The 12564-nt window shown below is 75.5% G+C and carries 11 protein-coding genes and 1 rRNA gene; 8 read left to right on the forward strand and 4 right to left on the reverse strand.

The genetic code is table 11. The features are described 5' to 3' along the window. Positions 1-13 precede the first annotated feature (13 nt). A 5S ribosomal RNA gene (gene rrf, locus OG550_RS31025) occupies positions 14-130 on the forward strand. 97 nt (positions 131-227) lie between these two features. Here rrf and OG550_RS31030 read toward each other — a convergent pair. From OG550_RS31030 to OG550_RS31040, 3 genes are all read right to left on the reverse strand, one after another. Then, positions 228-1427: a hypothetical protein gene (locus OG550_RS31030; protein ID WP_327683136.1), complete on the reverse strand. Its 1200-nt coding sequence runs from the start codon at positions 1425-1427 to the stop codon at positions 228-230. A gap of 181 nt (positions 1428-1608) precedes the next feature. Next, positions 1609-2379, reverse strand: a complete 771-nt coding sequence (locus tag OG550_RS31035; protein WP_327683138.1) for a lysophospholipid acyltransferase family protein — start codon at positions 2377-2379, stop codon at positions 1609-1611. A 281-nt stretch (positions 2380-2660) separates the two neighbouring features. Beyond that, on the reverse strand, positions 2661-3086 hold the full coding sequence (locus OG550_RS31040; protein ID WP_327683140.1) for a DUF4395 domain-containing protein: 426 nt from the start codon (positions 3084-3086) through the stop codon (positions 2661-2663). A 221-nt stretch (positions 3087-3307) separates the two neighbouring features. Between OG550_RS31040 and OG550_RS31045 the strand changes: the two genes are divergently transcribed. The 5 genes from OG550_RS31045 (at position 3308) to OG550_RS31065 (ending at position 8717) form a co-directional block, all read left to right on the forward strand. Further along, on the forward strand, positions 3308-3721 hold the full coding sequence (locus OG550_RS31045) for a TlpA family protein disulfide reductase (protein ID WP_327683141.1): 414 nt from the start codon (positions 3308-3310) through the stop codon (positions 3719-3721). A gap of 373 nt (positions 3722-4094) precedes the next feature. Then, positions 4095-4880 (forward strand): electron transfer flavoprotein subunit beta/FixA family protein, encoded by a 786-nt coding sequence (locus OG550_RS31050; protein WP_327675982.1) that lies wholly within the window; start codon positions 4095-4097, stop codon positions 4878-4880. Between the two features lie 45 nt (positions 4881-4925). Beyond that, positions 4926-5888 carry an electron transfer flavoprotein subunit alpha/FixB family protein gene (locus OG550_RS31055; RefSeq protein WP_327683143.1) on the forward strand — a complete coding sequence of 321 codons (963 nt, stop codon included), beginning with the start codon at positions 4926-4928 and terminating at the stop codon, positions 5886-5888. A 198-nt stretch (positions 5889-6086) separates the two neighbouring features. Beyond that, positions 6087-7523 carry an acyl-CoA synthetase gene (locus OG550_RS31060; protein WP_327683145.1) on the forward strand — a complete coding sequence of 479 codons (1437 nt, stop codon included), beginning with the start codon at positions 6087-6089 and terminating at the stop codon, positions 7521-7523. A 258-nt stretch (positions 7524-7781) separates the two neighbouring features. After that, entirely contained in the window at positions 7782-8717 is a 936-nt protein-coding gene (locus OG550_RS31065) for a C40 family peptidase (protein ID WP_327683146.1), read from the forward strand. Positions 8718-8831: 114 nt separating this feature from the next. Here OG550_RS31065 and OG550_RS31070 read toward each other — a convergent pair whose 3' ends face one another. After that, positions 8832-9869 (reverse strand): PfkB family carbohydrate kinase, encoded by a 1038-nt coding sequence (locus OG550_RS31070; RefSeq protein ID WP_327683147.1) that lies wholly within the window; start codon positions 9867-9869, stop codon positions 8832-8834. Positions 9870-10422: 553 nt separating this feature from the next. On the opposite strand from OG550_RS31070, the gene OG550_RS31075 reads away from it, so the two are divergent. Both OG550_RS31075 and OG550_RS31080 read left to right on the forward strand, forming a co-directional pair. Continuing rightward, positions 10423-11490 (forward strand): NUDIX hydrolase, encoded by a 1068-nt coding sequence (locus OG550_RS31075; protein ID WP_327684281.1) that lies wholly within the window; start codon positions 10423-10425, stop codon positions 11488-11490. A 218-nt stretch (positions 11491-11708) separates the two neighbouring features. After that, positions 11709-12515, forward strand: coding sequence for a DUF4184 family protein (locus OG550_RS31080; protein ID WP_327683148.1), 807 nt, complete (start codon positions 11709-11711; stop codon positions 12513-12515). Positions 12516-12564: the final 49 nt, after the last annotated feature.

Below are 12564 nucleotides of genomic sequence, written 5' to 3' on the forward strand. Positions count from 1 at the left end.
AGTTTCATAGTGTTTCGGTGGTCATAGCGTGAGGGAAACGCCCGGTTACATTCCGAACCCGGAAGCTAAGCCTCACAGCGCCGATGGTACTGCAGGGGGGACCCTGTGGGAGAGTAGGACGCCGCCGAACAATCATTCACAAAGAACCCCCGCCGGGAAACCGGCGGGGGTTCTTTGCATTTCAGGGGAAGACGGAAGCGCGAGCGGAATTCGCGGAACGAGGGGCGTCAGCCCTGCGGTGCTGCCGCCGTGCCCCAGCTCGGCCGGCTCTCCGAGCGCTCGGGGGTGTCGGTGAGCCGGGTGGGGCTGCCGCCGTCCGGTTGCATGACGTACAGGTCGGAGGAGGTTCCGGTGCCGGCGGCCTGGGTGAACACGATGGAGCGTCCGTCGGGGGAGTAGGAGGCCGGGCCGTACGAGAGGTCGGAGGGGCCGGGGGTGAGCGCTTCGATCGCGCTGCCGTCGGCGTGCATGGTGTAGATCCCGCCGCCGGGGGTGAGGTCGGGGCCGGCCGGGAACGTGGTGAAGACGATCCGCCCGCCGTCGGGGGACCAGCCGGCGCGGCCGCCGGCCCGCAGCTCCCACGGGGTGAGCTGGTGCAGACCGGTGCCGTCGGCGGCGACGGAGAACAGGGCCCGGCCGTCGGCGGGCTGTCCGGTGGCGCTGGTGCGGTACTCGAAGACGAGCTGCTTCCCGTCGGGTGACCAGCTCGGGCTCGTCACCTCGCCGGAGTAGGGCTTGTCGTTGGTGAGGAAGGTCAGGCGCTGGACGTCGGTGCCGTCGGGGCTCATCAGGTACAGGTCGGAGTACTGGACCTGGCCGGTCTCGGGATCGCCGGCTCCCCAGGTGCGGTTGAAGGCGAGCCGTCGGCCGTCCGGGGAGAACGCGGGGTGGCTCTCGGCCTCGTTGACGCAGTCGGGGGCTCCGACGCTGCAGAGCGGGCCGACCTGGTGGGATTCCTCGCCGGTGGCCGTCGTGAGCCAGACCCGGGCGGCGTCGGTGCCGGTCCGGTCGAACGCGAGGGTGGCACCGTCGGGGGACCAGGACGGGTTGTCGTCCCGGGCGCCGTTCGGGGGCTGGGTGAGCGGGTGTTCGCCGGTGCCGTCGGGTCCGGTGGAGAGGATGGCGCCGGTGTCGCGTTCGGTGCTCGGGGTGACCCGGCTGGCGATCAGGCCGTTGCGCGCGGGCGGAGCGGTCGGGGTCGCGGCGACGGCGGCGCCGATCACCCCGGGGGAGGCGGCCGCTTCGGCCGCGGGGGTGGGCGTCGGGGTGGGGGAGGGCGACTCGGCCCGGATCTCGCTGAGCGGGATGTCGCCGGGCTGGGCGCCGCAGCCGGTGAGCAGGGCCCCTGCCAGCAGCAGGCCCGCACCGGCGCGAGTGCGGGTGCGGGCCGTGGTGGGGGTGGTCCGGGGGAGCCGTGTGTCGGTCATGCGCGTCTCATCTCCGTCTTCGATCCGCCGGGTGAGTGCGGGCGGGTCCCGAGGGAGCTGTCACTTTGTCAGATCGGACGCGGTGGAGACGGGGCGACACGCGACGCTGTGCGTCCGCCCGGGCACCCGGAGTAGTCCTTCGGGGTGTGGAGGGAACGCGACGGGCGGGTGCCGGGCTTGTTCAGTCGCGCGCGGTCCGGCGTTCGGCCTTGGCGGCGGCTTCCGCCTCGTCCTCGGCCTCGGCGGTCTCCAGGGTGGGAGCGGTGCCGCCGAGGTGGGTGGGCAGCCACCAGGTGTCGTCGGGGCCGGAGGGCTTGCCGGGGTACTCGCGCTGGGCCTGGTCGAGCATCTCGGACATCGCGGCGCGGAGCCGGCGGGTGACCATGACGGGCTTGTCGGTGGGTGCCAGCTCGATCGGCTCGCCGATCATGATGGTCACCGGGACGTGCCGCTTGGTGAGGGTCTTCGGGCGGCCCTTGGTCCAGAGCTGCTGGGTGCCCCAGAGGATGACCGGCAGCAGCGGGGTGCCGGAGTCGGCGGCCATCCGGGCGGCGCCGGTCTTGAACTTCTTCAGCATGAAGGAGCGGCTGATGGTCGCCTCGGGGAACACCCCGACGACCTCGCCGGCCCGCAGGGCTCGGACGGCGGCCTCGTACGCGGGCTGGCCGTCGGTGCGGTCGACCGGGATGTGCTTCATGCCGCGCATCAGCGGGCCGGAGACGGCGTGCTTGAAGACGTCGTCCTTGGCCATGAAACGGGTCTTGCGCTTGCCGCCGCGGAAGGCGCCGAGGCCGGCGAAGAGGAAGTCCAGGTAGCTGATGTGATTGCTCACCAGGACCGCTCCGCCCTTGGCGGGAATGTGTTCGGCGCCGACGATCTTGATGCGCACGTCGAGCGCGCGGAAGACGGTCAGTGCGGCGCCGATCACCGGCGGGTACACGAACTCTGCCACGGTCAGTCCTGACTTCGACGGGCCTCGCGGCCCGGTACGGCGGGTACCCGTGCCGTACGTGGGGGCCGACCGGGGGCGCGGCACGCCGCGGCGGCCACGGGTGATACACGGAGATGATCCCCCGAAGGGGTGCCCGCTGTCACCTGAGGCGTCCTGCCAGGCGGAATGTGAAGGTGTGATGTGCGTGATGGGCCGGGCCGGGAACTTTTCCCGGCCGGACCCGGACCCGGCTGCGGACCCCGGACTGTGGACCCGGGGCCGGGTCGTCCGGAGCGGGGCGGTCAGGCGGCGATGTCCACCCGCCCCTGCGCGCGGCGGACCAGCAGGTACATCTCGCAGCCCAGGCAGTAGCCGAAGGCGGCGTTGAGGAAGGCGGCGGCGAGTGCGAAGCCGGTCGCGAGCAGGCCGAGCCAGGCGACCCCGGTGAGGAAGCCGAGCGCGCCGACGACGGCGAAGACCAGGCCGACGCCCTGGGCGAACCTCGGCGGGCGCTCGTCCTCGGTCTCGGTCGGCGGTGCCAGGCGGGGGCGGACCAGGGTGCGGTAGAGCCAGCCGTACGGGGAGCGGCGCAGCCCGCCGAGGGCGCCGAGGGCGAAGACGAGCGCCTGGGCGGCGAGCAGCGGCCCGCTGCCGGTGAGCAGGACGGCGACGAGGACGACGGTGGTGAGCGCGGCGGCGAAGCGCGGGCCGCGGGGATCGATCTGCACGGGGGCTCCGGGAGGGACGGCGACGGGGTGACGGCGGGGGCGCGTCAGCGACAGCGCGAGGCCGTGGCCCGGCACAGGTCGACCACCCGGCGGGCGGTCAGCAGCGGCTGTGCGGGGCGGTCGGAGTCCACCCGGCGATCGTACGCGGGTGGTGGGCCGGCGGTCGACCGGTTTGCGGGGGTCCGCTCCGGGCGTCCGGAGGGGGCGGGCAGACTGGGGGGATGACCGGGTTGGTGGTGTGCGTTGTCGTGCTCGCGGTGGCGAGTGCGTTCGGGCTGCTGCGGGCCAAGCGCGACGGGAGGCTGCGGGTGCGGGCGAAGGACGGGGCGGTGGCGCTGTCGGCGGCCGAGCTGGGGGTGCCGCTCGGGGAGCGGGCGACCCTGGTGCAGTTCTCGACCGCGTTCTGCCAGCCCTGCCGGGCGACCCGCCGGGTGCTCGCCGAGGTGGCGGAGATGGTCGACGGGGTGGCGCACGTCGAGCTGGACGCCGAGGAGCGGCTGGAGCTGGTCCGGCGGCTGGACATCCTGCGGACGCCGACCGTGCTGGTGCTCGACGCGCGGGGCCGGGTGGTGCGCCGGGCGGCCGGGCAGCCCAGGCGGGCGGACGTGATCGCGGCGTTGGGCGAGGCGGTCTGAGGGGCTCCGCGCGCCCCCGGTGTGAAGGGCGCGGGCCGCTTCCGCAGTGGATCCGGAGGGGAACGGACCGCCCTGCGGCGTGGACCAGGGGTCGGACTGGGGCAGGATGTCCCCTGACGGCAGTGCAGGCCGTCCCGTGGCAACCGTCCGGACCGGGGCCCCTCCCGGGCGGGTCGGAGGGTCCGCGGGACGCTCGGAAGGGACCGCCCGACGTAAGCTACTGGCCAGTAGTGAACGTTGTGCTACCGGCGGGTATGCTGCCGGGAAGTTCCGGACCGGCACGGGAACACGCTGCCCGGAGCGGGTGCGTGCCGTGTTCGCGCCCGCTTGCACAGCCGCAGCCGCCGGACGAGACCAGTACAGGAGACAGGCCGTGAGCTTGAGGATCGTTGTCTGTGTGAAGTACGTGCCGGACGCGACGGGCGACCGTCGTTTCGCGGACGACCACACCACCGACCGGGAGGGCGTGGACGGCCTCCTGTCGGAGCTGGACGAGTACGGCGTGGAGCAGGCGCTGCGGATCGCGGAGGCGAGCGGTGACGCCGAGGTGACGGTGCTGACGGTCGGTCCGGACGACGCGAAGGACGCGCTGCGCAAGGCGCTGTCGATGGGTGCGGACAAGGCCGTGCACGTGAACGACGACGACATCCACGGTTCGGATGTGATCGGGACGTCGGCGGTGCTGGCGAAGGCGCTGGAGAAGACCGGGTTCGACCTGGTGATCGGTGGTATGGCGTCGACGGACGGGTCGATGGGTGTGCTGCCGGCGCTGCTGGCGGAGCGTCTGGGCGTGCCGCAGGTGACGCTGCTGTCGGAGGTGTCGGTCGAGGGCGGTGTGGTGAGGGGCCGTCGTGACGGTGACGCGGCGACGGAGCTGGTGGAGGCCGCGCTGCCGGCGGTGGTCTCGGTGACGGACCAGTCGGGTGAGGCCCGTTACCCGTCGTTCAAGGGGATCATGGCGGCGAAGAAGAAGCCGGTGCAGTCGCTGGACCTGGACGACCTGGGCATCGAGGCGGACGAGGTCGGTCTGGCGGGTTCGTGGACGGCGGTGGAGTCGGTGGCCGCGCGTCCGGCGCGGACCGCGGGCACGGTCGTCAAGGACGAGGGCGAGGGCGGCAAGGCGCTCGCGGGCTTCCTCGCCGACCAGAAGTTCATCTAGTCCCGCCCGTCAGCGCACCCAACGATCGATCAGGAGCAACGAATCATGGCTGAGATCCTGGTTCTCGTGGACCACGCCGACGGCGCGGTCCGCAAGCCGGCCCTCGAACTGCTGACCCTGGCCCGCCGGATCGGCGAGCCCTCCGCGGTCGTCCTCGGCGCCGGCGCGGCCGCCGCGGCGATCGCCGCCAAGGCCGCCGAGTACGGCGCGGCGAAGGTCTACACGGCCGACGGCGCCGAGTTCGCCGACCAGCTGGTCGTCCCCAAGGTGGACGCCCTGGCCCAGATCGCCAAGGCCAGCGAGGCCGCCGCGGTCCTCGTCACCTCCTCCGGCGAGGGCAAGGAGGTCGCCGCCCGCGTGGCGCTGCGCCTCGGCTCCGGCATCATCACCGACGCCGTCGACCTGGAGGCCGGCGACGGCGGCCCGGTCGCCACCCAGTCGGTGTTCGCCGCCTCCTTCCAGGTGAAGTCCAGGGTGTCGCAGGGCGCCCCGGTGATCACCGTCAAGCCGAACGCCGTCGCCCCGGAGGCCGCCCCGGCCGCGGGCGCCGTCGAGGACGTCGCCGTCGCCTTCACCGGCAACGCCGCCAAGGTCGTCTCGCGCACCCCGCGCGTCTCCACCGGCCGCCCCGAGCTGACCGAGGCCGCCATCGTGGTCTCCGGCGGCCGCGGCGTCGGCGAGGCCGCCGGCTTCGGCGTGGTCGAGGAGCTCGCGGACGCGCTGGGCGCGGCCGTCGGCGCCTCGCGCGCCGCCGTCGACGCCGGCTGGTACCCGCACACCAACCAGGTCGGCCAGACCGGCAAGCAGGTCTCGCCCCAGCTGTACATCGCGGCGGGCATCTCCGGCGCCATCCAGCACCGGGCCGGCATGCAGACCTCGAAGACCATCGTGGCCGTCAACAAGGACCCCGAGGCCCCGATCTTCGAGCTGGTCGACTACGGCGTGGTCGGCGACCTCTTCGCGGTGCTGCCGCAGCTCACCGCCGAGGTGAAGGCCCGCAAGGGCTGATCCGCCGCCAGGCAGGTCCACGAGGGCGCGTCCGGGAACACCCGGGCGCGCCCTCGGCGCGTCCGGGCCCCGACGGCGGCGCGGCGCGGTGGTCCCCGGGGCCGGGCCCCGGCGGCGGGCCCGTAGAGTCGGCGGCACGAGCGCCGGCGACCGCCGGCGGCGGGGCGGCCGATCGCGGACTGGGGCGAGGGCGGACACATGACACTCTTGACGGCACTTCAAGGCGGCTTCGGGGACTCCGGCGACGCGTTGCGGATCGACGGACGGACACTCTCCCGGGAGCAGCTGCTCGGCGCGGCCACCGCCGTCGCCGACCGGGTGGCGGGCGCCCCCGCGCTCGCGGTGCTCGCCCGGCCCACCGCCGAGACCGTGGCCGCCGTGGTCGGCGGCCTGCTCGCCGGGGTGCCGGTCGTCCCGCTGCCACCCGACTCCGGCCCCAAGGAACGGGCCCACATCCTGCGCGACTCCGGCGCGGCCCTGCTCGCGCACGCCGCCGGGGACACGCCCCCGGAGGACGGTCCGGCCGACGGCCCGGCGGTCACGGCGGTCCCCGTCGACCTGGCGGAGCGCTCCGCCACCACCTACGCCGAACCGGCCGCGGGGACGGCCGCCTTCATCCTCTACACGTCCGGCACCACCGGCGCGCCCAAGGGCGCGGTGATCCACCGCTCCGCCGTGGCCGCCGACCTCGACGCGCTCGCCGAGGCCTGGCAGTGGGATGCCGGGGACACCCTCGTGCACGGGCTGCCGCTTTTCCACGTGCACGGACTGGTGCTCGGCGTGCTCGGCGCGCTGCGCACCGGCAGCCGGCTGGTGCACACCGGGCGCCCCACCCCCGCCGCCTACGCGGAGGCCGGGGGCAGCCTCTACTTCGGCGTGCCGACGGTCTGGTCCCGGGTGGCGGCCGACGGGGAGGCGGCCGGGCGGCTGGCCTCAGCCCGTTTGCTGGTCTCCGGCAGCGCCCCGCTGCCCGTCCCGGTCTTCGAACGGCTGGCCGCGCTGACCGGCCACGCGCCGATCGAGCGGTACGGGATGACGGAGTCGCTGATCACCGCCTCCACCCGGGCCGACGGCGAGCGCCGCCCCGGCAGCGTCGGCCTGCCGCTGGCCGGCGTGCGGACCCGGCTGGTCGGCGAGGACGGCGGGCCCGTCCCGTACGACGGCGAGAGCGTCGGCGAGCTGCAGGTCGCCGGACCGACCCTGTTCGCCGGGTACCTCAACCGGCCGGACGCCGACGCCGAGGCCTGGACGGCGGACGGCTGGTTCCGCACCGGGGACGTCGCGGTGATCGGCCCGGACGGCTTCCACCGGATCGTCGGCCGGGCCTCCGTCGACCTGATCAAGAGCGGCGGCTACCGGATCGGTGCCGGCGAGGTCGAGGCGGCACTGCGCGACCACCCCGCGGTGGCCGACGCGGCCGTGGTCGGCGCGCCCGACGAGGACCTCGGCCAGGCGGTCGTCGCGTACGTCATCCCGGACGGTCCCGTGACGGGGGAACAGCTGACGGCCTTTGTGGCGGAGCGGCTCTCGGTGCACAAGCGTCCCCGCCGGGTCGTGCTGGTGCCCGAACTGCCCAGGAACGCCATGGGAAAGGTGCTGAAGAAGCAGCTGCTCGCCGAGTCGGCACTCGGGTGACGGGCGGTCACCCGACGGCTGTCGGGTGACGCCCGCTCACCTTCCGTGAGCCCTTCCTTTGGCGCACTCCACTGCGCACGGTGAGCGGACGCGTGCCTAACGTGACACGCAGGCAGAACTGAATCCCCGGGCTCCGCTCCCCGGCTTCCGGCCGTACGGCCGGAAGCCGGGGAGCGGAGCCCGGGGAGCGGTCCCGCCTCGTCCAGCGTTCCGCGATCCGCGTTCCGCGTTCAGTGCTCAGCAAAGGAAGACAGCAGGATGACGACCGTCAACACCGGCGCACCGGGTGCCGCCGACGAGCCGACCGGGCAGCACGCAGCCGCCACCACCTCCCAGCCGGCGCAGGCCGTCCGGACCTCCCGCCCCTCCCGGGCGGCGCGGGTCCGTCGGGGGATAGGCATGGTGGCGGTGATCGTGGCCGGTGCCGGCGTGGTCGGTCTCGGGACCGGCGTGGGCAGCGCGGCCGCCGAGCCGGCGCCGGCCCACGCGGGCTGGGACGGGTCGAAGTACTGGTTCAAGAACAGCCAGGGCCAGTGGCGCTGGACCACGCACTACGACGTCTACCTGGCGCGGACCGGGGCGTCGTCCGGGACCGCGGCCTCCTCGTCCGCGACGGTGAGCTCCGGGGGGATCACCCAGGGGTGGGACGGCTCCCGCTACTGGTTCAGGAACAGCCAGGGCGAGTGGCGCTGGACGACACACTACGACGTCTACCTGGCGCGGACCGGGGCGTCGTCCGGGACCGCGGCCTCGTCGTCCGCGGCCTCGTCGTCCGCGGCCTCCTCGTCCGCGACGTCGACCTCCGCCGACTCGGCGGTGCCGGCCACGGACGGCGACGTCGAGACGGCCGTGCAGTTCGCCCTCGCCCAGCTCGGCAAGCCGTTCAAGACGGCCGGGAACGGGCCGGACGGCTACGACTGCTCGGGCCTCGTCCAGCAGTCCTTCCGGCGTGGTGACATCGAGCTGCCGCGCGTCGCCAACGACCAGTACGCGGCCACCACACCGGTGAAGGCCTCCCAGCTGCGACGCGGCGACCTGCTCTTCTGGTCGGACGACGGCACCGCGCGGGGCATCCACCACGTGGCGATCTACCTCGGCAACAACCAGTACGTGGAGGCCGCGCGGCCCGGCACGCTGATCCGTGTCTCCGGGATCAGCAGCGGCTACTACCCGACCCACATGGGTCGGCCCTGAGCCGGGTCCGCGCTCGGACGACGACGCCCGGGCCGGATGGCCCGGGCGTCGTCGTCCGGCGGCGGCGCGGGGTGCCGGCGGGGCGGGCGGCCGCGGTGGCGCCGGGCTCCGGGGTCAGGGACGGCGGGCGTCGGGGCGGTCGGAGTCCGGGTGGCCGGGGGCCGGGTGGCCGGGGGCCGGATGGCCGGGGTCGGGGAGACCGAGGTCGGCCGGGCGGGGGAGGGCGCCGCGGGCGCCCGCGGCGGTGACGGCGAAGGCGCCGGCCCCGGCGGCGGTGGCCGCGGCCGCGGGGAGCGGCACGCCGTGGGCGAGCCGGGCAGCCAGGGCGCCGCAGAAGACGTCGCCGGCGCCGGTGGTGTCGACGACGGTCACGACGGGGGCCGGGACGCGGTGGACCGCGCCGTCGACGGCGACCAGTGCCCCGGCCGCGCCGAGGGTGATCACCGCGCCCTCGCCCAGGGCGGCCAGGGCGAGGGCGGTCGCACCGACGGCCGCGTCCTGGGCCGCGCCGTGGGAGGGGTCGTGGGGCCGGGTGCCGGTGCCGGTGCCGGTCAGCTGGGCGGCCTCGACGGAGTTGGCGACGATCAGCGGGCGCCGGCGGCCCGGGCCCGTCCAGTCGGGGAGGCGGCCCGCCGGGGCGGCGTTGTGGATCCAGCGGGGCCCGGGCGGGAGGGCGGCCGCGGTCGCCAGGATGCACTCCTCCGGGACCTCGCCGCTGGTGAGGACGGTGTCGGCGGCGGTGAGGGCGAGCGCGGCGAGCGCCTCGGCCACCTCGGCGCCGGTGAGCCGGGCGTTGGCGCCGGGGACGACCAGGATGCTGTTCTCGCCCGACGGGTCGACCACCACCACGGCTTGACCGGTGGGTGCGTCCGGGTCGGTGAGCACGGTGCCGGTCCCGACGCCCGCCCCGCGCAGGTCGGCCAGGGCGGCGCGGCCGTCGGCGTCCGCGCCGACCTTGGCCACCAGGTGGGTGGGCGCTCCCATGGCGGCCGCGGCCACGGCCTGGTTGGCGCCCTTGCCGCCGAAGCCCTGGGCCGAGTCGGTCACCAGGACGGTCTCGCCGGGTGCGGGGAGGGCGGGGCAGCGGAGGATCCGGTCGATGTTGACGGAGCCGACGGCCACGACGCGGCCGGGTGCGGTGGATGCGGTCACCGTTCATCTCTATGCGGTCGGGTGGCCGGAGGCAACACCGGAGGGGACGCCGGAGGGGAACCGGGGGGTCGGCGGGGCCGTCCTCTGATCGGGGCCGGAGTGACGGGCCGGGGAACACGGGGCGGGTGGTGCGGGTGGTGCGGGTGGTTCGGGGCGGCGGCCGGGAGCGGGTGGCCGGGCGCGTCGGCGGCGGGAGTCCGGCGAAGGCGTGCGACGGCGGCCGACCGGCGCGCGGGGCGGGTGCCGAGCCGGTTTCCCGTACACCTCGGGCGGGGCGCGCAGGGTGTGGAGGGGGCGCGTGCGAGGATGTCGGACGCCGGTTGCCGGGGGTGTGCACTCCGGCGTGTCGGGGGTCGTACGGGCGTTGCGGCAGGGCCGCTGGCCTGGGCACATGCCTCCGTCAACCGGAGCGGCCGACGGTCGCGAGCAGGACGGGCGGGGAGGCATGGGGACCGGCGCGGCGGGGGACCACCTCGGGTGGCGCTGGTTCGGCTGACGGGGGCGCCGCCCGGTGCGAACGGCGCCGGGGGAGGTCGAGGGGCAGGGGATGTCTGTGATCGTCTGGGTCAATGGCACGTTCGGGGCGGGCAAGACGAGTGCCTGCCGCGAGTTGGTGGAACTGCTGCCCGGCAGCACGCTGTTCGATCCCGAACTGGTCGGGTTCGGACTGCGCGCGGTGCTGCCGGCCGACCGGATGGCAGCGGTGTCGGACTTCCAGGACCTGCCGGCCTGGCGCCGGCTGGTGCCCGAGACGGCGGCCGCACTGCTCGGTGAGGTGGCCGGGCCGCTGGTGGTCCCGATGACGCTGCTGCGGGAGGACTACCGGGACGAGATCTTCGGTGCGCTGGCCTCGAACGGGATCACGGTGCACCACCTCGTCCTCGATCCTGAAGAAACGATCCTGCGCGAGCGCATAGCGCAGCGCGACGAGTGCCCGGACGATCCGGAGCGCAGTGCGCGGATCCGGCAGTGGTGCCTGGACCATCTGCCGCGCTACCGGGCCGCCCGCCGCTGGCTCGGTCGCGACGCCCGGCTGGTCGACACCGCCGGCCTCACCCCGCGCGAGACCGCCGCCCGGCTCGCCCAGCTCGTCCGGGACGGCTCGGCCCGCTGCCCGATCGTCCAGACCCCCGACCCCACCGGCGACACCGTGGCCGCCGCCGTCCTGTTCTTCGACGAACAGGACCGGGTCCTGCTCGTCGACCCGGTCTACAAGCCGGACTGGGAGTTCCCCGGCGGAGTGGTCGAACGCGGCGAGGCACCGACCGACGCCGCCCTCCGGGAGACCGCCGAGGAGCTCGGGCTGCGGCTCGACCCCTCCGCGCTGCGGCTGCTGGCCGTCGACTGGGAGCCGCGGACCGGACCGCGCCGGGGCGGGCTGCGCCTCGTCTACGACGGGGGGTTGCTGGACGCCACCGCCCGCCAGGGCCTGCTGCTCCAGCAGGAGGAACTGCGCGGCTGGCGGTTCGTCACCCTGGACGAGGCCGCCGGGCTGCTGCCGCCGGGCCGCTACCGGCGGCTGGCCGCGGCGCTGGACGCCAGGCGCTGCGGGGAGCTGAGGTACCTGGAGGCCGGGCGCCGCGCCGGGGTGGGGCTGGCGAGGGCCGCCGACGCGGCGTGAGCCGCCCGCCGGGTGCGGGGAGCCGGGCCGTGCGGCCCCGGACGAAGGTCCGCCTCGGACGGGCGGCGGCGGACGAGGGCGGCGGACGAGGGCGGCCCCGGACGGGCGGGCGGCGGACCCGGCGTCCGGAGCGGTCTCGGGCGCGGTCCCGGAAGCGGTCGGTGCGGCGCGGGCCGATGACGGCACCCCGGTGGCCGTGCGGCGGCAGGATGAGGCCCATGCCCTTCACCCTGAGTCACCCGGCCGCCGTGCTGCCCCTGCTGCGCGCGGCCGGCGAGCGCGGACCGCTGGTCGCTTCGGCACTCGTCGCCGGCTCGCTCGCGCCGGACGTGCCGTTCTTCGCCGAGTCGCTGCTGCCCGGCGCGTACCGGCAGGGCCGGCTGACCCACCGCTGGTGGGCGGTGCCCACGGTGGACGTCGCGGTCGCGGCCGCGCTGGTGGCCGGCTGGCACGGACTGGTGCGCGGACCGCTGGTCGCGCTGCTCCCCGAGCGGTGGGCGGGCGCGGCCGAGGCGCTGACGGTCCGCCGGGGCCGCCGGGGCCCCGCCCGGGGCGGGACGCTGCGGGGCGTCTCCCCGGCCGACGCCGCCTGGTTCGCGGCCTCGGCGGCGCTGGGCGCGGCGAGTCACGTCGGCTGGGACGCCTTCACCCACGAGGGGCGGCTCGGCGCCCGGCTGCTGCCGGCTCTGGAACGGCCCGTGGCCGGCGGACCACCGCTGTACACGGTGCTCCAGTACGGCACCTCGGCACCGGCACTGGCCGCGGTGGCGGGGTACGCCGTCCGGGCGGCCCGGGTGCTGGAACCGGTCCGCCCGGCGGTCGTCCTGAGCGACCGGGCACGGCGCTGCGCCGTGGCGGGGCTGGCGGCGGCGACGGCGGCCGGGGTGGTGCACCGGCTCGTGCCGCTGCGTCGGCGGCTGATCCCGGAGGTGTGCTTCGGGGCGGGGGCCGGGCTGACGGCGGGAGCGGTGGGGTACGCACTGGTCCGGGCCGCCGGGGTGGGGCTGCGGACGGCACGCGGGTAGTGCCCGGCGGGCGTGCGGGCCGGACCGCGGGCGCGCGGTCCCGGCCGTA

Origin of the sequence: Kitasatospora sp. NBC_00458, from assembly GCF_036013975.1 — a bacterium.
GTDB lineage: Bacteria > Actinomycetota > Actinomycetes > Streptomycetales > Streptomycetaceae > Kitasatospora.

Coding starts and splice junctions, on each gene's coding strand:
- OG550_RS31030 (WP_327683136.1), bottom strand. CDS start 1,427: ATGACCGACACACGGCTCCCCCGGACCACCCCCACCACGGCCCGCACC.
- OG550_RS31045 (WP_327683141.1), top strand. CDS start 3,308: ATGACCGGGTTGGTGGTGTGCGTTGTCGTGCTCGCGGTGGCGAGTGCG.
- OG550_RS31055 (WP_327683143.1), top strand. CDS start 4,926: ATGGCTGAGATCCTGGTTCTCGTGGACCACGCCGACGGCGCGGTCCGC.
- OG550_RS31060 (WP_327683145.1), top strand. CDS start 6,087: ATGACACTCTTGACGGCACTTCAAGGCGGCTTCGGGGACTCCGGCGAC.
- OG550_RS31065 (WP_327683146.1), top strand. CDS start 7,782: ATGACGACCGTCAACACCGGCGCACCGGGTGCCGCCGACGAGCCGACC.
- OG550_RS31080 (WP_327683148.1), top strand. CDS start 11,709: ATGCCCTTCACCCTGAGTCACCCGGCCGCCGTGCTGCCCCTGCTGCGC.